This window comes from Caballeronia eucalypticola (assembly GCF_047608185.1).
Taxonomy (GTDB): domain Bacteria; phylum Pseudomonadota; class Gammaproteobacteria; order Burkholderiales; family Burkholderiaceae; genus Caballeronia.
Map to the genome: position 1 here is coordinate 90405 of NZ_JBLKRU010000006.1, position 18859 is coordinate 109263.

The 18859-nt window shown below is 60.0% G+C and carries 20 protein-coding genes; 12 read left to right on the plus strand and 8 right to left on the minus strand.

All coding sequences use genetic code 11. The annotated features are described in order from the left end of the window. Positions 1-294 precede the first annotated feature (294 nt). The 5 genes from lpxK to ACMX25_RS09585 all read left to right on the plus strand — a co-directional run bounded on the left by lpxK (position 295) and on the right by ACMX25_RS09585 (position 4319). Entirely contained in the window at positions 295-1311 is a 1017-nt protein-coding gene (gene lpxK / locus ACMX25_RS09565; protein WP_414949491.1) for a tetraacyldisaccharide 4'-kinase, read from the plus strand. Continuing rightward, complete coding sequence (locus tag ACMX25_RS09570; RefSeq protein ID WP_414949492.1) at positions 1292-1498, plus strand: Trm112 family protein; 207 nt, start codon at positions 1292-1294, stop codon at positions 1496-1498. The genes lpxK and ACMX25_RS09570 overlap by 20 nt, the downstream gene beginning before the upstream one ends. Before the next feature lie 37 nt (positions 1499-1535). Beyond that, positions 1536-2345: a 3-deoxy-manno-octulosonate cytidylyltransferase gene (gene kdsB / locus ACMX25_RS09575; protein ID WP_414949494.1), complete on the plus strand. Its 810-nt coding sequence runs from the start codon at positions 1536-1538 to the stop codon at positions 2343-2345. 401 nt (positions 2346-2746) lie between these two features. After that, complete coding sequence (gene adk / locus ACMX25_RS09580; protein WP_414949495.1) at positions 2747-3409, plus strand: adenylate kinase; 663 nt, start codon at positions 2747-2749, stop codon at positions 3407-3409. 151 nt (positions 3410-3560) lie between these two features. Continuing rightward, entirely contained in the window at positions 3561-4319 is a 759-nt protein-coding gene (locus tag ACMX25_RS09585) for a 3-hydroxyacyl-CoA dehydrogenase (RefSeq protein ID WP_299703324.1), read from the plus strand. A 118-nt stretch (positions 4320-4437) separates the two neighbouring features. Here the strand turns inward: ACMX25_RS09585 and ACMX25_RS09590 are convergent, their stop codons facing one another. Then, positions 4438-5283 (minus strand): SirB1 family protein, encoded by an 846-nt coding sequence (locus ACMX25_RS09590; RefSeq protein ID WP_414949496.1) that lies wholly within the window; start codon positions 5281-5283, stop codon positions 4438-4440. Beyond that, a complete protein-coding gene (murJ, locus tag ACMX25_RS09595; protein ID WP_414949497.1) occupies positions 5280-6833 on the minus strand; it encodes a murein biosynthesis integral membrane protein MurJ in 1554 nt (517 codons plus the stop codon). The genes ACMX25_RS09590 and murJ overlap by 4 nt, the downstream gene beginning before the upstream one ends. Before the next feature lie 93 nt (positions 6834-6926). Here murJ and ACMX25_RS09600 point away from each other — a divergent pair, with 93 nt between their 5' ends. Beyond that, positions 6927-7286 carry a hypothetical protein gene (locus ACMX25_RS09600; protein WP_414949498.1) on the plus strand — a complete coding sequence of 120 codons (360 nt, stop codon included), beginning with the start codon at positions 6927-6929 and terminating at the stop codon, positions 7284-7286. 32 nt (positions 7287-7318) lie between these two features. Then, a complete protein-coding gene (gene rpsT, locus ACMX25_RS09605; RefSeq protein ID WP_031361387.1) occupies positions 7319-7594 on the plus strand; it encodes a 30S ribosomal protein S20 in 276 nt (91 codons plus the stop codon). Between the two features lie 162 nt (positions 7595-7756). Here the strand turns inward: rpsT and ACMX25_RS09610 are convergent, their stop codons facing one another. Next, the gene (locus ACMX25_RS09610; protein WP_213767252.1) at positions 7757-8089 is read right to left on the minus strand and encodes a DUF3579 domain-containing protein; all 333 of its coding nucleotides are present in this window, start codon (positions 8087-8089) and stop codon (positions 7757-7759) included. A 682-nt stretch (positions 8090-8771) separates the two neighbouring features. Between ACMX25_RS09610 and argF the strand changes: the two genes are divergently transcribed. After that, positions 8772-9701 (plus strand): ornithine carbamoyltransferase, encoded by a 930-nt coding sequence (gene argF / locus ACMX25_RS09615; RefSeq protein WP_414949499.1) that lies wholly within the window; start codon positions 8772-8774, stop codon positions 9699-9701. 152 nt (positions 9702-9853) lie between these two features. Next, positions 9854-11083 (plus strand): argininosuccinate synthase, encoded by a 1230-nt coding sequence (locus ACMX25_RS09620; RefSeq protein WP_414949500.1) that lies wholly within the window; start codon positions 9854-9856, stop codon positions 11081-11083. Positions 11084-11345: 262 nt separating this feature from the next. Here the strand turns inward: ACMX25_RS09620 and ACMX25_RS09625 are convergent, their stop codons facing one another. From ACMX25_RS09625 to murB, 3 genes are all read right to left on the minus strand, one after another. Next, the gene (locus ACMX25_RS09625; RefSeq protein WP_414949502.1) at positions 11346-11942 is read right to left on the minus strand and encodes a mobile mystery protein B; all 597 of its coding nucleotides are present in this window, start codon (positions 11940-11942) and stop codon (positions 11346-11348) included. Continuing rightward, on the minus strand, positions 11933-12394 hold the full coding sequence (locus ACMX25_RS09630; RefSeq protein ID WP_414949504.1) for a mobile mystery protein A: 462 nt from the start codon (positions 12392-12394) through the stop codon (positions 11933-11935). The genes ACMX25_RS09625 and ACMX25_RS09630 overlap by 10 nt, the downstream gene beginning before the upstream one ends. Positions 12395-13087: 693 nt before the next feature. Beyond that, entirely contained in the window at positions 13088-14107 is a 1020-nt protein-coding gene (murB, locus tag ACMX25_RS09635; protein WP_414949505.1) for a UDP-N-acetylmuramate dehydrogenase, read from the minus strand. 134 nt (positions 14108-14241) lie between these two features. Here murB and ACMX25_RS09640 point away from each other — a divergent pair, with 134 nt between their 5' ends. Then, positions 14242-14727 (plus strand): YajQ family cyclic di-GMP-binding protein, encoded by a 486-nt coding sequence (locus tag ACMX25_RS09640; RefSeq protein ID WP_299699301.1) that lies wholly within the window; start codon positions 14242-14244, stop codon positions 14725-14727. A gap of 106 nt (positions 14728-14833) precedes the next feature. Here ACMX25_RS09640 and plsY read toward each other — a convergent pair whose 3' ends face one another. Further along, the gene (gene plsY, locus ACMX25_RS09645; RefSeq protein ID WP_414949506.1) at positions 14834-15457 is read right to left on the minus strand and encodes a glycerol-3-phosphate 1-O-acyltransferase PlsY; all 624 of its coding nucleotides are present in this window, start codon (positions 15455-15457) and stop codon (positions 14834-14836) included. 78 nt (positions 15458-15535) lie between these two features. Beyond that, the gene (locus ACMX25_RS09650; protein WP_414949507.1) at positions 15536-16027 is read right to left on the minus strand and encodes an aminoacyl-tRNA deacylase; all 492 of its coding nucleotides are present in this window, start codon (positions 16025-16027) and stop codon (positions 15536-15538) included. Between the two features lie 125 nt (positions 16028-16152). On the opposite strand from ACMX25_RS09650, the gene ACMX25_RS09655 reads away from it, so the two are divergent. Together ACMX25_RS09655 and ACMX25_RS09660 are read left to right on the plus strand one after the other, a co-directional pair. Beyond that, positions 16153-17304 (plus strand): acyl-CoA dehydrogenase family protein, encoded by a 1152-nt coding sequence (locus ACMX25_RS09655; protein ID WP_414949508.1) that lies wholly within the window; start codon positions 16153-16155, stop codon positions 17302-17304. Position 17305: 1 nt separating this feature from the next. Continuing rightward, a complete protein-coding gene (locus tag ACMX25_RS09660; RefSeq protein WP_414949509.1) occupies positions 17306-18841 on the plus strand; it encodes a class I adenylate-forming enzyme family protein in 1536 nt (511 codons plus the stop codon). The last annotated feature ends 18 nt before the right edge of the window (positions 18842-18859 follow it).

The following is an 18859-nucleotide window of genomic DNA, read 5'->3' on the forward strand; positions in this document are numbered from 1 at the left end:
ATGGAGCATGGAATGTACCCTTTTTCCCGGCTTGAATCGAGGTCGGGCGCTGCCCTTCGACTGGCGCCCCAGGCATCGCCGCGCTAGAGTGCCGGGTTTAAGGGCGAGCGCGACATGTGCCCTGTGTCGTCCATCGACCGCTTACCTTCTGCTTGCCATTCGCCCAAATTCGCTCATTCTGGAGATCCGCCTCGATGCAAAGGTGCCGGCCGTTATCGCAAACATTGCCCCTCCTCTCGCCGCTACGCCGCTCACCGTTGCTGTCGTCCGAAGATATTGACCGCAAGGCGCGCCATGTCTGACTTCAAGCCGCCGATTGAAAACTTCCTCGCCCGTGAATGGCGCAAGCGCGGCTGGGTCGCGTGGTCGCTGACGCCGTTCGCTTGTGTGTTCGGCCTGATCGCCGCCATTCGACGCGCGTTTTTCGCGCTCGGCTGGATCAAGCAGGTGAACGTGGGCGTACCGGTGGTCGTGGTCGGCAACGTGACCGTGGGCGGCACCGGCAAGACGCCGACGGTCATCGCGCTGGTCGAAGCATTGCGCGCCGCCGGCTTTCAGCCGGGCGTCGTCTCGCGCGGTTACGGCGCGAAGATTCACGAAGCCACGCGGGTCACCGCCGACAGTCAACCCTCCGAAGTCGGCGATGAACCCCTGCTGATCGCCCGCCGCACGCATGCGCCGGTGATGGTGTCGCCGGATCGCGTCGCGGCGGCGCAGGCGTTGCTGAAGGCAAATCCATCGGTCGATGTAATCGTCAGCGATGACGGCCTGCAACACTACCGCATGGCCCGCGCGTTCGAACTCGTGGTCTTCGACGACCGTCTGGGCGGCAACGGCTTCCTGCTGCCGGCGGGACCCTTGCGTGAGCCGATGTCGCGGCGCCGCGACGCCACGCTCATCAACAGCCCCTACGACCGCACGTTGCCGCCGTGGCCGAACACGTTCTCGCTCGACCTGACCACCGGCGACGCCTGGCGTCTCGACGATCCCGCCGTGCGCCGTCCGCTTAGCGCGTTCAAGGGCGAACGGATCGCGGCAGCAGCGGGCATCGGCTCACCGGAACGGTTCTTCGCGTCGCTGCGTGCCGCCGGCCTCGCGCCGGCCACGCGCGCGTTCCCGGACCACTACGATTATCGTGACAATCCGTTCGCCGGCATCGACGCCGATTCGATCCTGATCACCGAGAAGGATGCAGTAAAATTCGGGGCCTGGCGTGACGCGCGCATCTGGGTGGTTCCAGTCGAAGCCGTGCTCAGCCCCCGCCTCATCGCATTAGTTGTGGAGAAACTCCGTGGACGCACGCCTGCTTGAAATCCTTGTCTGCCCTATTTGCAAGACCCAGCTCACGCATGACCGCGCGGCGCAGGAACTCATCTGCAACGTCGACAAGCTCGCCTACCCCATCCGCGACGGCATTCCCATCATGCTGCCCGATGAAGCGCGCCAGACTGTGGAAGGCACGCCCGTCGAACCGTTGAAACCTTCCGACGGAAACTGAGATTTCCAAGGTTTCCTAGATTTAGCACTGAGGTTTTATGAACGCACACGTTCCGGTCGCGCCGCTCTTTATCGCCGTCGTGCCCGCGCGGCTCGCGTCCACGCGGCTGCCGGACAAGCCGCTGGCGGATATCGGCGGCAAGCCGATGGTCGTGCGCGTCGCCGAGCGCGCGCGTTTGTCGGGCGCGCTGCAAGTGCTGATCGCAACGGATTCGCAGCGTGTGGTCGAGGTCGCGAAGGAGCATGGTTTCGAGGCGCTGCTCACGCGCGCCGATCATCCGAACGGGACCGACCGGCTCGCCGAAGTCGCGACGCATTTCGGCTGGAGCGACGACACCATCGTGGTCAATGTGCAAGGCGACGAGCCCTTGATCGACCCGGCGCTCGTGCGCAATGTGGCGGCGCATCTGGCGGCGCATCCGTCGTGCGTGATCGCCACCGCGGCACATCCTATCTCGGACCCCGCCGATGTCTTCAACCCGAACGTGGTGAAAGTCGTGCTGGATTCGAAGAGCGTGGCGCTGTATTTTTCGCGCGCGCCGATTCCCTGGTCGCGTGACGCGTGGCAAAAGGACTGGCCAAATGTCGCCGCGCTCAGTGCGCGTCCGTCCGTTCCCGCCAACGTGTTGCGCCACATCGGCTTGTACGCGTATCGCGCGAAGTTCTTGCGGATTTATCCCACGCTGTCAGTGGCGCCGATCGAAGAAGCCGAAGCGCTCGAGCAATTGCGCGCGCTCTGGCACGGCGAGCGCATCGCAGTGCTGACGACGAACGACGCGCCGCCGCCGGGTGTCGATACCCCCAATGATCTGGCCCGCGTCCGCGCGCTGTTCGGGGCGTCGGCATAAGAGTACGGGCCGCACGCTTAAGCCGCGCTTCCGCAGTCGACCTATCCATCGCTTCTCATAGCGATTACGACCCGCGAAATCGGCGCGTTTCCACCTGTTCCTAGCGCGCCATGCCGCTCTCGATCAACTCGCGTTAACCCCCGCTGCGTGCGACTTTCCGGGCTTTCCAGCCTCGGATTCGGGCCGCGATTGTGACGATGCGTGGCATAATCGATTGGTAGCGCGAGCCTTCCGGTCAGCGCCAACGCTCCTGAGCGCCTATGTCGACTGGTGCCGCGCCGTCTCTCGAATTCGGCTCGTCGCGCCTCGTTTGCGGCTTCAGCCGGGCGATGTGCCACAGCGACCGGATGCCAGATAAGCCTCGCAGCGCAGCGGTTTCTATTCGATTCGGAGATATCACCATGCGTTTGATCCTGTTGGGCGCCCCCGGCGCCGGCAAGGGCACCCAGGCCACGTTCATCAAGCAAAAGTTCGGCATCCCGCAGATCTCGACGGGCGACATGCTGCGCGCCGCCGTGAAAGCAGGTTCGCCGCTTGGCGTGGAAGCCAAGCGCTTCATGGACGCCGGCGAACTCGTGCCGGACACGCTCATCATCAACCTCGTAAAAGAACGCCTGCAGGAAGCGGACTGCGCGAACGGCTATCTATTCGACGGTTTCCCGCGCACGCTTCCCCAAGCGGACGCCATGAAGGAAGCCGGTGTTGCTATCGACTATGTGCTTGAGATCGACGTGCCGTTCGCGGACATCATCGAGCGCATGAGCGGTCGGCGCTCGCATGCAGCGTCGGGGCGCACGTATCACATCAAGTTCAATCCGCCGAAAGTGGAAGGTCTTGACGACGTCACCGGCGAGCCGCTGATCCAGCGCGACGACGACAAGGAAGAGACCGTGAAGAAGCGGCTCGACGTGTACGTTGCGCAGACCAAGCCCCTGATCGAGTACTACAACACGTGGTCCAAACATGGCGATAACAACGGCCTGAAAGCGCCGGAGTATCGGCGGATCTCGGGGCTCGGTACCGTCGATGAAATCCGCACGCGCGTGTTCGATGCATTGACCTGATTGTCACTGAGCGCTCATACCTGGGCGCTCGGGGCACGCCTTCTGAAACCCGCTCGCGCTCCATCGGCCGAGCGGGTTTTTCGTTTTCGTCCTGAGCGATCCCCGGGACGAAACATGTTCTACGACTCACCCTCATCAAGGAGCACATAGCATGGACATCCAGGACAACGTCTTTCTCGTCACCGGCGGCGCATCGGGCCTCGGCGCGGCGACCGCTCAGCTTATCCGCGACCACGGCGGCAAGGTCGTGCTCGCCGACATGAACGAAGCCGGCGGCGAGAAGCTCGCGAAGGAACTCGGCGGTGTGTTCGTGAAATGCGACGTGAGCCGCGAGGAAGACGGCCAACGCGCCGTGGAAGCCGCGACGCAACTCGGCAGCTTGCGCGGGCTGGTCAATTGTGCGGGCATCGCGCCGGCGGCGAAGACGGTGGGCAAGGATGGCCCGCATGCGCTCGATTTGTTCGCGAAGACGATCGGCGTGAATTTGATCGGCACGTTCAACATGATCCGTTTGGCGGCAGCGGCGATGTCGAAGAACGAGCCGAACGCGGCGGGCGAACGAGGCGTGATCGTGAGCACGGCATCGGTTGCCGCCTACGATGGCCAGATCGGCCAGGCGGCGTATGCGGCATCGAAAGGCGGCGTGGTCGGCATGACGTTGCCGATCGCCCGGGACTTATCGCGCAACGGCATTCGCGTGATGACGATTGCGCCGGGCATCTTCGAGACGCCCATGCTGCTCGGCATGCCGAAGGAAGTGCAGGACGCGCTCGGCGCGATGGTGCCGTTCCCCTCGCGCCTCGGCAAACCGAACGAGTACGCCATGCTGGTCAAGCAGATCTTCGACAACCCCATGCTCAACGGCGAAGTGATTCGCCTCGATGGCGCGATCCGGATGCAGCCGAAGTAGATTTTTCAACTTGAGGGGCGAACAGCGGCTGGCTGCTCGCAAGTTCAAATGCCGAGAAAAAACGGCGGCCATCGAAGAGATGAGCCGCCGTTTTTTACTTCACCAAAGCTGGAAAAAACTACCCGCCGTTGTGCTGCGTACGCTGACGCAGCTCATGCAATTCCGTCTCCACGACGGTGGCATCTTCAGCCTCAGGCCGATCATCGAGATACCGGCGTAGATCTTCCATCGCCGGGCGCAAGTAATCCAAGCGCGCGTAAGCGAAGCCCCGATCACGCACTTCTTCGATACTTCCCGGCATCAGGATCACGAGCCGTTGCTGCACGGCGAGCAGCCGTTGCCAGCGCTCCGTCTGAAGATAAATGCTCTTCAAATTGCGCAGCATTCGTCCGATGATTTCGCGGCGCGTAGCCGGCTGCAACAACACCCGCAGCGCACTGCCGATAGATTCGCCGACCCGCTGCACATACGGCTCGAGCATCTCGACCATCGCCGATTCAGACAAGGAATGGCCGGTGGTGGGATCGAGCATCACATCGCCGTCGGGCGTGGTCACGCGCAGCAGGAAGTGCGCGGGAAACGACACGCCACGCACTGGAATACCGAGCTGCTCGCTCATTTCCAGATACACGACGGCCAGCGAAATCGGAATCCCGCGACGCCGCTTCAGCACCATGTTCAGGTGGCTGTTATCGGGGTCATAGTAATCGTTAAGATTGCTGGTGAAACCCAGCTCGCGGAAGAAAAAGCGATTCAGCACGCCGACCTTCTGCTTGATGTCGGCGTCTTCGGGCATACGGCGGCGCACGCGCAGGACCAGCTCGTCGATCTCAGCCAGCACGCCTTGCAAATCGAGATCCGGATACGCGTCCTGGGCGAGCGACAACGCCGCCTCGGTGAGCGGCAGACTGTCGTCCTCCGCCACAAGCGAGGTGAAATAGTCGAGGATGCGCGTCGTCGTCATTGCAGCGTTCGCCTTCTGAAATACGCGTATTTAAAGCCCATCGCGGAGAGCATACCGAAATATAGCGCACCGAATACAACCAGGCTTGCACCGAGAAGCATGATTCGCTCCAGAGGTGCCGCACGCATGCCGATCCAGTCGAAATTGCCGGCCACCCAATGCATCACGCCCGCGAGCACGAGGCACGCGCCGACGAGTTGCGCGAAGAAGCGCGCCCATCCTGGCGACGGCTGGTAAATTCCGCGCTTGCGCAAGCCGATGAACAAAAGTGTGGCGTTCACGCAGGCGCCCAAGCCGATCGATAGCGTCAATCCGGCGTGCGCGAAAATAGGCACAAAAATCAGGTTGCTGAGCTGAATGGCGATCAACACGATGATGCCAATAATCACCGGCGTCTTGATGTCCTGTTTCGCATAAAAACCGGGCGTGAGGATCTTGATCAAGATGAGTCCGACCAGCCCGACGCCATACGCCGACAATGCCCGTCCGACCATGATGACGGAATTTGCGTCGAATTTGCCGTAGTGAAACAGCGTGGCCGTCAGCGGAACGGCGAAGAAAAACAGCGCAACGCCGCTGGGCGCCGCCATCAGGAACGTGATGCGCAGGCCCCAATCGAGCAGCGCCGAATATTCGACCGGATCGGCGTCCACGTGCGCCTTGGAAAGACTTGGCAGCAGGATGGTGCCCAGCGCCGCGCCGAGCAGCGCGGTGGGAAACTCCATCAGGCGATCGGAGTAATTGATCCACGACACCGCGCCCGGCCCGAGTCGCGACGCAATGTTCGTATTGATGATCAGGCTCAGCTGGGCGACCGACACGCCGAACGTCATGGGGACCATCTTGATCAGCACGCGCTTGACGCCTGGATGCCGCAACGCCCGGAAAAAGTTCAAGCCGATGCGCGGGATCATGTCGATCTTCTTGAGACCGGGCAACTGCACGAGAAACTGCAGCACGCCGCCCACGATCACTGCATAGGCGAGCGCGTAGACCGGCACTTTCAGGTGCGGCGCGAGAAAGACGGCGGCCGCGATGAACGACACGTTGAGCAGTACGGGCGCGAACGCGGGCAGCGAGAACTGCCGGTACGTGTTGAGCACTCCGGACGCCAGCGATGTCAGCGAGATGAAGATGATGTACGGGAACATGATCTGGGTCATGGTCACCGCAAGGCCGAACGCGCGGCCGTCATGCTCGAGGCCCGAGGCGACGGCGAACACGACCCACGATGCACCCGCTACGCCTGCCAGCGATACAACCGCCAGCGCCCATGCGAGCACCGTCGACATGGCGTCGACGAGGGCTTTGGTGGCGTCGTGGCCTTCGGTGTTCTTGAACTCTGCAAGGATAGGCACGAACGCCTGCGAGAACGCTCCTTCAGCGGACAAGCGCCGCAACAGGTTCGGTATGCGGAAGGCGACGTAGAACGCGTCGGTGAATTGACTGGCGCCGAAGGCTCGCGCGATCAGCGTTTCGCGGACCAGGCCGGTCACGCGGGAAAGCAGCGTGAAGCCGCTGACCGTCAGTAGGGCTCGGAATAGATTCATGGGGCGTTGATTATACGGGCCGCATTATGAACGCGACGCGTTGCAACATCGGCGGAATCGTTAGAATTTGCAACTTGGATGGCGCAAGGGCGCGTGCCTGCAGCTGTTAAACTGCGCGGCTCGATACATCCGGCGCATTGCATCCGGCTTATTGCGGTTGATTCCTTGCCACACTCAGCAAAAACCAGCCGGGCTTGCCAGTCCCATGATTTCGTTGCTATAATCGCCGGTTTCGAAGCTCCTGAATCTGCCTTTGGCACTTTTAGGTACGTTGCTGACGAAGTACAAAGCACGGCGGCTTCGCGTCTTCTTTCGACGTTTTTTGCGCTTTCGGGCAATCGATCCCGAGGGTTTGATCATAAACAGCGCATCGGATTGACCTCGTTTTATCTTGTGTGGAGTCGGACCAGCATTGAGTTGGATCTGATCCAGAAGCAAAACGGGAAGCGCTGAAACACATAGCTGGAACAGGATAAGGAACCGTCATGGCAAATACCGCACAAGCCCGCAAGCGCGCCCGTCAAGGCGCCAAGGCAAACTCGCACAACTCGGCGCTGCGCTCGAAATTCCGCACCGCCATCAAGGCAGTTCGCAAGGCGATCGACGCCGGCGACCAAGCCAAGGCTGCAGAAATCTACAAGACGTCGGTCAAGACCATCGACATCATTGCGGACAAGCGCATCGTCCACAAGAACAAGGCTGCTCGCCATAAGAGCCGTCTGTCGGCCGCTATCAAGGGTCTGCAAGCACCCGCTGCTTAAAGATCCTGTTGGGTCGCCCGCTGCGCGCCTTTAGTTTGACGAGTGCGTGACAGGCAAAAAGGCACCAATAAGACAGCAATAAAAAACCCGCTAAAAGCGGGTTTTTTGTCGTGCGCATCGGTAAGAGGCCTTCTCAAAGGCCCCTGCTACTCAGCTACTCAGTTAGCCATGTTGCTGCTGGGTGGCGTGATGTGGCGGCAACTCGCACGCCTCTGTCACGAGCAGGTCATTGTCCTTGGCAAAATTCATCACGAAATCAAAAGCCATGGGTTCAATGTCACGCAATCGGGAATCCAGGATGACTGTCTTCACATTGCCGAGCAACGTCGGGCGGACATAGACGGAATACTGCAACCGGGCGTTTGGACCGCGCTTGCCTGGGCCGAACCCGGACATCACGCCGCAAAGCCTTTCCGACCAGTCGCTCGGCCGAAAAGTCTTGCCGTTCGACGTAATGCCCTGGATGAAGTATTCGGTTGGAATTGTTTCGGCCATGTAGGAATACCTGTTTGACGACCGGCGAAGAACGCCGGCGAACGCGCATGCATGGTTGGCAAGGTGAACCGGAAAGTCGTCGGCTGCAACCTCCGGCGCTGAACTTCGCCTCGTCCGGCAGCGTCGCGGCCGGTAAGATCCAGCCTCTTTTTCGACCTGCATCTACCCGCTTATCGACTACTCATCGACCGCTCATTGACCATTTATTCGCCTGAGCGCGACGCCGCCCGTGCCGACCTGTGCGCGCGATCAACTCATGCCGAACGCGTTCACGGCTGCAATCCATACGGACTGCCTGGACAGGCAGACAAGTGCCAGCGAGACGAACTCGCGTGAAAACGCGAACCGCCTGGACTCCCGCAGATTTATGCCGAAAAGCAACCTGGAATCTGCGTGTTTAGCTCGCGGATTGACTTGGCTTAACATGCCAGCGGGTCTGATTCGTAAGCAGTCGAAAGGTATCAGGACTGCCGGAGAAACCTGCCGGATTATACAGCAGAGGCCCTTTTTCCGCACTGCACACAAAGCCTCTAAACCACGTCGGACGGCGTATGGCGGCGCGCGTTGGCTATTTGGCGGCCTCGTCAAACACCGGAAATTCCTTTATGCTGAAATTCGATACCACCACGACGGCGGCGCCGTCCGGCGCAATTGCCGGCTGAAGCCGCCGTACGCATTTTTCATGACCGAAAAAAAAATTCGCCACTATTTGCAGTTCAAGGACTTCTCTCTCGACGACTATGACTACGTGCTCGAGCGCGCGCGTATTCTCAAGCGCAAGTTCAAGAGCTACGAGACCTACCATCCGCTGCACGACCGCACGCTGGCGATGATCTTCGAGAAGAATTCAACGCGTACGCGGCTCTCGTTCGAAGCGGGCATCTTCCAGCTTGGCGGTCACGCCGTGTTCCTCAGCACACGCGACACGCAACTCGGCCGCGGCGAACCCATCGAGGACGCGGCGCAAGTGGTGTCGCGCATGGTCGACATCATCATGATCCGCACGTTCGGCCAGCACATCATCCAGCGCTTCGCGGACAACTCGCGCGTACCGGTGATCAACGGTCTGACGAACGAATATCACCCATGCCAGGTCCTGGCCGACGTCTTCACCTACTACGAACTGCGCGGCCCTGTCGCAGGAAAAACCGTGGCCTGGGTCGGCGACGCGAACAACATGCTGTACACCTGGATCGAAGCCGCGCAAATTCTGGGCTTCAAACTGCGCCTGTCCACGCCGCCTGGTTACTCGCTCGATCATGCGCTGGTGTCGCCCGATAGCGCGCCCTTCTACGAAGAATTCGCCGATCCGAACGACGCCTGCACCGGCGCCGACCTTGTCACCACCGACGTCTGGACCAGCATGGGTTTCGAAGCCGAGAACGAAGTGCGCAAGAAGGCCTTCGCCGATTGGTGTGTCGATTCGGAAATGATGGCGCGCGCGAATCCGGATGCGCTGTTCATGCATTGCCTGCCGGCTCATCGCGGTGAAGAAGTCAGCGCGGACGTGATCGACGGCCCGCAGAGCGTGGTCTGGGATGAAGCCGAGAACCGACTGCACGTCCAGAAGGCGCTGATGGAATATCTGCTGCTCGGCAAACTCAATCACTGAGCGGCTTCAGCGTTTAGCTAACCGTGCGGGGTTTCGATCGAAACGCCGCGTCGCCCTGAAAATGCGGAACAGCCGCCATTTGATGTCAAAATAGCGGTTTTCCGCGCGCTGAAAGCCCGGCGCACACCGTTTTCCAGCCATACGAGTTCACCATGAGCGATATCAAAAAAGTCGTGCTCGCCTACTCAGGCGGCCTCGATACCTCCGTCATCCTGAAGTGGTTGCAGGACAACTACGACGCCGAAGTCGTGACGTTCACCGCTGACATCGGTCAGGGCGAAGAACTCGAACCGGCGCGCAAGAAAGCACTGCAGCTTGGCATCAAGCAGGACAACATCTTTATCGAAGATCTGCGTGAGGAATTTGTCCGCGACTTCGTGTTCCCCATGTTCCGCGCCAATACCGTTTATGAAGGCGAGTATTTGCTCGGCACGTCGATCGCGCGTCCGCTGATCGCGAAACGCCAGATCGAAATCGCGCGAGCGGTGGGTGCGCAATCCGTGTCGCACGGCGCGACCGGCAAGGGCAACGACCAGGTGCGTTTCGAGTTGGGTTATTACTCGCTCGAGCCGGGTATCAAGGTGATCGCGCCATGGCGTGAATGGGATCTGCTGTCGCGTGAAAAGCTGCTCGCTTACGCGGAAAAAGCGGGCATTCCGATCGAAATGAAGCACAAGCAAGGCGGCGCGCCCTACTCCATGGACGCGAACCTGCTGCACATTTCGTTCGAAGGCCGTCACCTGGAAGATCCGAAGGCCGAAGCTGAAGCCGATATGTGGCGCTGGACGGTTGCGCCCGAAGACGCCCCGGATCAGCCGGAATATCTGGATATCGAATACGAGAAGGGTGATCCGGTTGCGCTGAACGGCAAGCGTCTGTCGCCAGCAGAGATGCTCACGCAATTGAACGCGATTGGCGGCAAGCACGGTATTGGCCGGCTGGATCTGGTCGAGAACCGCTATGTGGGCATGAAGTCGCGCGGTTGTTATGAAACGCCGGGCGGCACGATTATGCTCAAGGCTCATCGTGGGATTGAGTCGATCACGCTGGATCGCGAAGTGGCGCACTTGAAAGACGACCTGATGCCGCGTTATGCCGCGCTGATTTACAACGGCTACTGGTGGAGCCCGGAGCGCCGCGCGCTGCAAGTGCTGATCGACCATACGCAAGACAAAGTCAACGGCTGGACGCGCGTGAAGCTCTACAAGGGCAGCGTGACGGTGGTGGCGCGCGATTCGAAGGAAACGCTGTTCGACAAGAACATTGCCACATTCGATGACGACGGCGGCGCGTACGACCAAGCCGATGCCGGCGGATTCATCAAGCTGAACGCGTTGCGCATGCGGATTGCGGAAAATGCACGTCGCAAGCGTGGTGGCTGAGTTGGCCCGGCTTGGTTGATGTTGAATGAGAAACCCGCCAGCTTTTGCTACCCGTACCACAAAGGTAGTGGTAAACGGGCAGGTCTGGTGATTACTGCGAGCCTCTTTGGAGGCTCGCTTTTTTTGCGGACATGGAAAGCCCATGCGAGTCTTGGCCAAGCGGTGTCGACGAAAGAACGGTTGTACAGGGCTGCACGCGCAACCGCGCAAAGCTCTTTGGCCTGTCACACATGGCCTGACATCCCTCTTGTCCGTGCGACAGCTAAGCAGTACTTCGCACGAAGACAAAGAGCAAACTGTAGTCACCTTTATCCGCCGCGCGCAAGGCGGTTAAGTAATCCGACCGGGCGTTGTCCGCTTTAACCAATGTCCCGCCCCCGCCCCACGAAAACGGCTCTTGTTTCATGCTGCGCAAGAGCGCATCCGCCATCATTCGTGAGTGTCGACCGTTGCCGTTTGGAAAGGGATGAATCCACACCAGCTCGCGGTGAAACCTTGCGGCAATCTCATCGGGCGGGAATGTGCCGTTGTCGATCCACCATCGCGTGTTGTCGAAAAGGTTTCTCACTTTGACGCTGACCTGCGTCCATTCACATCCGATGTTTTTGTCGGACTTGCGGAACGTGCCTGCCCACAACCAGGTCTGGTCGAACATTTTCTTGTGAAGGTTGCGACAGAACTCTTCACCGAGGACATCGACCTTGCGTTGACGGCGAGCCCATTGCACAGCTTGCAGGATGTTCTCCTGCTCCCAGTCATTCAGGTTGCCCTTGGTGGCCAGGTGCGTCGGTATCAGCCCTGCAAGCTCGTCAGGGTCGAGAGGGGTCTGACCGTCCTGTTCGTCTAAATTTATCGCCATAGGTCGGACCAGCGGCCCCGGAGTAGCTCTGCCGTTCTCTGCTCAACCTGTTTGCGAAGTCGGTCGGTTGCCGGACGTTGGTCTTCCAGACTCATGGTGTGCGCAACTCCACTCACTTCCTGCAGGGCGATTGAGCGCGCCCGGTCTTCGACCACTTGAGTCAGTGGCTTTCTGGGCACCAGAGCGTAGACCAGCTCGCAGTCCAGCCCCTCTGCAAGCTTGCGCAGTTGTCCGAGCGTGATTCGCTCCTCTGCTTCCGCCGACTCCGACTTGTGCAGGGTCGAACCGGTAATGCCTAATCTGTCGGCTTGCTGTCGCTCGGTGAGTCCTAACGACTCTCGGATGGCCTTCAGCCATCCACGCGGCGGGGGCCGACGGTTGTTCAAATCCGAATACATTGCGACCGACGCCTGGACTTGCTCAAGCCGGAGCTGCCTCATTCTGGAATCCATCTTTCTGGCCTATAGGCTAACAAAAACGCGACAAATGATAGCCTATAGTGAAGTGGCTATCCATATTTTGCTTTACTAAGACGAGGCAAATAGATATATTTTACGTCGGCATAGTGACGCAAAATGCGAATACTTGCTTCATCGAAAAGAATCAAAACATACCAGCATGCTTCACTATATAACATCAAATTTGACAAAGTTGCTTCACTATATAGAAGCAAATTTATCTGATTTGCTGCGCTGTAAGCCAGCGGTTGCGAGGCGGTTTATTTCGACGGTGGGTCGTAAGGCCATTGAAAACGCCCGACCAGTGATGCTTCGCGCATGTAGCGCCCGGTCGTAAGCTCTGTATCTTCGGAAGCAGGTCTATGAAGCTGATCTCGAGCTCTTCTTCCGGGCTTCTAGCTGCCATGCTCGGCCTCAACGTCGGGAGCTCTTGCAGCCTCTACCTCCCGGAAATATCTTCTGCAAGAAAGAGACCCGCGGCCCCTAGGGACGCGGATCCAGCACTAATTAGCTCAACCAACACTTTTGTGGCACGGGTAGCAGCTCTGGGCGGTTTTTTTGTTGACGGGCGGTGATGTGTTGCTGTGGCTGCTAGGGGCGTCTGCCGGAGGCAACTACGTAAGCTTCTTGCCGATCTACTGCGATGGCACTCGACGAACGCAATAGCTCTTTCTCAGCCGCGTTAGCTCACAGACACACCGGCTCCGCTTCAAGTTCGACCGCGAAACGCGCGTGCACGTCGCGTTTGATGGCGTCGGCGAGTTCCAGAATTTGCGCGCCCGACGCGCCGCCTCGATTCACCAGAACCAGCGCCTGCCGGTCGTGCACAGCGGCCGCACCGATTGCGCGGCCTTTCCAGCCACATTGGTCGATCAGCCAGCCTGCCGCCAGCTTGAACTGGCCATCGTGTTGCTTGTAAGACACGAGATTGGGTTCAAGCGCCTTCAGCGCGTCGAAGGCCGCGGCGCTCACTACCGGGTTCTTGAAGAAACTCCCGGCGTTCCCGAGCACACGCCAGTCAGGTAACTTTGCCTGACGCACCGCGACGACCGCATCGAAGATAGCCTGGGGATTGTTCGCGCCGCTTGTCTCAAGCGCACGCGCGATATCCGCATAATCTGCGCGTGGCGTCCACGCTTTCGGCAGACGAAAGGTCACCGATACGATCACAAAGCGCCCGCGGCCTTCTCGCTTGAAAAAACTGTCGCGGTAGCCAAACGCGCACGCATCGCGATCGAATTCCCGTGTTTCTCCCGTCGATATTTCAATCGCCTGCAGACTCTCGAAACGCTCGCCCATTTCGAGCCCGTAGGCGCCTATATTCTGGATCGGCGCCGCGCCCACCGTGCCGGGGATCAGCGCGAGATTTTCGAGGCCGGGCAAGCCTTGCGACGAGGTCCACGCAACGAATTCATGCCAGTTTTCACCCGCGCCGGCTTCCACCAAGACAGCGTCATGATCTTCGCCAATCACGCGGCGGCCGCGCAATTCCACCAGCAACGCGACCCCATCGAAGTTGCGCGTCAGCACGATGTTGCTGCCACCGCCAAGCACCAGTTGCGGCAGGCCGCTGAGCCGGGCATCGCGAGCAAGCGCCGGAATTTGCGCTTCTTCCGTTAGCCGAACGGCATGCTTGGCGCGGACGTCGAAACCGAACGTGTTATGCGCGAGCAGCGGGTAATCGGAGAGAATTTTGAACTCGGACATTGAGCAGCGTTGGGTCGGATCGGGGGCGCCCTTGGGCAAACCGGGACGTCATCGGTAGAATGACGTTGGTCCGTGATTATAGCGAGTGCGTGCGAGCCTTACGCCATGCCTCGCCTCAACGAAGGGGAATGCAGATGCCATCGTTTGACGTCGTCAGCGAAGCAAACATGATCGAGGTGAAAAACGCCATCGAACAATCGAACAAGGAAATTGCCACGCGCTTCGACTTCAAGGGTTCGGACGCGCGCGTCGAGCAAAAGGATCGTGATCTGACGCTTTTTGCCGACGACGATTTCAAGCTCGGCCAAGTCAAGGACGTGGTGTTGTCGAAACTCGCAAAACGCAATGTGGACGTGCGTTTTCTCGATTACGGCAAGATCGAGAAAATCGGCGGCGACAAGCTGAAGCAGGTCGTCGAGGTCAAGAAGGGTGTCAGCGGTGATCTGGCGAAGAAAATCGTCAAGATGATCAAGGACAGCAAGATCAAGGTCCAGGCCAGCATTCAGGGCGACGCGGTGCGCATCAACGGTACGAAGCGCGACGACCTGCAAAGCGCTATTGCGTTGCTGAAGAAGGACGTGACGGATACGCCGCTGGATTTCAATAATTTCCGCGATTGAGCGTGAGCGGATTGCGTTGATTCAGCGTTGCCGTGAGCAAGAAAGAAAGCAAGAAAGCCGCCCTCGGGGCGGCTTTCTTGCTTTCGTGGCGCAGCTTTGCAGCCTCCTATTCAACCGCCTCCGCCGCCCGCTTCTTCTCTCCGATCCGGCTTTCCTTCCCATCCAGCAGCTTCTTGATATTCGCGCGATGCCGCCAGATCAACAGCGCGCTCATCGCGGCAACGGCCAGCGAGATACGGCTGGGGCCGAAAAGAAAGACATCGAAGAAAGGCGCGAACACCGCCGACACCAACGCGGCCAGCGATGAATATCGGAAGAAAACAGCGATGATCACCCACGTCAGCAAAGTGGCCAGCCCCAACACCGGGTTGATGGCGAGCAGCACGCCCGCCGCCGTCGCCACGCCTTTGCCGCCCTGGAATTTAAAGAATATCGGGAACAAATGCCCGAGAAATACGGCAATTGCTGCAAGCGCGACAGCCGTGGAATCAAGCCCGAACCGCGCGCCGAAATGCACGACAACCCACACGGGTAGCCAGCCTTTGAACGCATCGCCAATCAGCGTCAGGATGGCCGCGAGCTTGTTGCCCGTGCGCAGCACATTCGTCGCGCCGGGGTTGCCCGAACCGTAAGAACGCGGGTCGGCAAGACCCATGGCCGAACTGACAACCACCGCGAACGAGATCGAGCCGATCAGGTAAGCCACCACAGCGACAATCACATTGTTCATTGATTTCTTCTTATCTTCGGGGAACGCCAAGCGTGAATGGGACGAATGGGACGTGAGCAAAACTTCACGACGCGCATTTTAATCGACGCTCGCGCAATTCACGGGTGTCGCCTTCAACAGGTCGGTCAGGACCGGGGGCGCGATGCTCACCAGATATCCGCGTCGCCCGCCGTTCAGATAGATCGTACCCAGGTCCAGGATGCTCGATTCCACGTACACCGGCATCGCCTTCTTCGTGCCAAATGGCGACGTGCCGCCAATCAGGAAACCAGAATGGCGATTGGCCACTTCAGGCTTGCACGGCTCAACGCGCTTCGCGCCAATCTGCCGCGCGAGATTCTTGGTCGAGACCATTTTGTCGCCGTGCATGAGCACGATCAGCGGCTTCGCATGCTCGTCCTCCATCACGAGCGTCTTGACCACGCAATGTTCATCCACACCCAACTGCCGCGCCGATTCTTCCGTGCCACCATGCTCGACATACTCATAAGGATGCTCACCGAACGCGACCTTGTGCCGACGCAAAAACTGCGTTGCGGGGGTTTCGGAAATGTGTTTTACCTTGGACATGACGGCATTGTAGCGGCGCGAAAGCATGGCCACCATCGGCCAAACGGCCAATTGTGCAAGCCGATTTCATGTGGCACGATCGTTCGGAATTGCTCATCCGGCGTATGCGACCAAGGAGATTCAACGTGATTCGCGATTCAGAAACCCAGACGCTCCTTGAAGACGCCATCCACCGTTTCGTACGCGAAACGCTCGTGCCGCGCGAAGCGGAAGTCGACGAAACCGACCAAATTCCCGCCGATGTGCTCGCCGCCATGCGCGAGATCGGCCTGTTCGGGCTGACCATTCCGGAGGCCTACGGCGGACTCGGCCTGACGATGGAAGAGGAAGTGCGCGTGGCGTTCGAACTCGGCCAGACATCGCCGGCATTCAGGTCTGTGATCGGGACGAATAACGGCATCGGATCGATCGGCATTCTGCTCGACGGCAGCGAGCAGCAGAAGCAGCGCTATTTGCCGAAGCTCGCTGCGGGCGATCTGATCGGCTCGTTCTGCCTGACCGAGCCGGACGCGGGTTCAGACGCGGCGTCGCTGAAAACCACGGCGCGCAAAGACGGCGGCCACTACGTGCTGAACGGCACGAAACGTTTCATCACGAACGCGCCGGAAGCCGGCATCTTTACCGTGATGGCGCGCACGAGCGACGCTAAAGGCGCAAGCGGCATTTCCGCGTTCATTGTCGAGCGGGAATCGCCGGGATTATCGCTTGGCAAACCCGACAAGAAAATGGGCCAGCGCGGCGCGCACACCTGCGACGTGATCTTCGAGGATTGCCGCATTCCGGCCGCGCAACTGATTGGCGGCGTGGAAGGCGTCGGGTTCAAGACGGCCATGAAGGTGCTGGATAAAGGGCGTTTGCACATTGCAGCGATCGCGATAGGCGCGGCCAAGCGAATGCTGCGCGACGCCCTCGCCTACGCCATGCAACGCAAGCAGTTCGGCCAGCCGATAGCAGAATTCCAGCTCGTGCAAGCCATGCTCGCCGACAGCAAGACGGAGATCTACGCGGCCGAATGCATGGTGCTCGATGCCGCGCGCCGCCGCGACGAGGGCCGCGACGTGTCCATAGAAGCGTCGTGCGCCAAATATTTCGCCACCGAGATGTGTGGCCGCGTGGCCGATCGCGCGGTGCAAGTGCATGGCGGCGCGGGGTATATCTCGGAATACGGTATCGAGCGTTTTTATCGCGACGTGCGGCTGTTCAGGCTTTACGAAGGCACGTCGCAGATTCAACAAGTGATCATCGCGCGCGGACTCATGCGCGGCACGGAGATTTGAAATGGACGTTGATGTCGCCGCCTTGCTCGCCGCCTTACCCACGCGTATTTCCGATATGCCCGCGCGCCTCGCCGCCCGCGATCCGCAGCACGTCGTGTTGATCGAAGACGAGCGGCGGCTGAACGCGGCGGAGCTCGTTGAGGCCATCGACAACACCGTCCGCCAGCTCGCGCAAGCCGGCGTGCAAGGCGGCGATCGCGTGATGATCGTGAGTGAGAATTGCGTGGCGCAAGTCGTGCTGATGTTCGCCGCGGCGAAGCTCGACGCGTGGTGTTTGCTCACGAACGCCCGGCTTTCGGCAAGTGAAGTCGACGCAATCCGCGACCACGCGAAGCCGCGAGTGGTGGCGTTCACCGTCGATGCCTCGAAGGATGCCAAGAATCATGCGGACCGCTTCAACGCTGCCGAAGCGCCGGCCGCGGCGAATGTGGGCGCGTGGCGTTTTATCGTCGATGAAAACGTATCGTCCGAGCCTGTTCAAGCCGATCCCGCCCGTCAATGTGCCGCGCTGATCTACACCACGGGCACGACCGGAGCGCCGAAAGGCGTGATGCTTTCACATAGGAACGTGTTGTTTATTGCGGCCATGTCGAGCACGTTGCGGCGCGTGACGCCTCAGGACGTGGTGTACGCCGTGCTCCCGATTACGCATATCTACGGGCTCGCGTCGGTGTGTCTCGGCAGTCTTTACGCGGGCGCCACGCTTCGGCTCGCGCCGCGTTTCGCCCCGGACGCCGTACGACGGGCATTGGCCGAAGAGAACGTTTCGATCTTCCAGGGCGTGCCGGCCATGCACGCGAAGCTCGTCGAACACGTGCAGACCAGCGGCACGCCGTGGGGCGCGCCCGCGCTGCGCTTCGCGTATTCCGGCGGATCTGCGCTCGATGCCGCGCTGAAGGCGCGCGTAGAAGGCTTGTACAAAGTGCCGCTGCACAACGGCTATGGCATGACGGAAAGCAGTCCGACCATATCGCAGACCATGCTCGATGCGCCGCGCGACGACTGTTCGGCAGGCGATCCCATTCCCGGTATCGAATTGCGATTCGTCGCGCTGGATGGCGAGGATGTGGCGGTAGGTGAAGTCGGTGAACTATGGGTACGCGGGCCGAACGTGATGCTCGGGTACTACCGAAATGAAGCGCAGACGCGGGCAACGGTCACGCAAGATGGCTGGCTGCGGACGGGCGATCTCGCGCGTCTGGCCCCGGATGGCGCGCTGTATATCGTCGGGCGCAGCAAGGAGTTGATCATCCGTTCGGGCTTTAACGTCTATCCGGCTGAAGTCGAGAACGTGCTGAATTTACATCCCGATGTGCTGCAATCCGCCGTGATCGGGCGGGCGGTCGAGGGCAACGAGGAAGTGATTGCGTTCGTCGAACTGCGGCCGTCGGTGCATGCGCTACCCGACGATATCGTCCAGTGGTGTGCGGAACGTCTTGCGCCCTACAAGCGTCCCGCCGAGATCCGCGTGCTGGCCGCGCTGCCGGCGGCATCGACGGGAAAGGTGTTGAAACATAAGCTCAGGGATCAGCTTTAAGCTGATGACCTTCCCGAC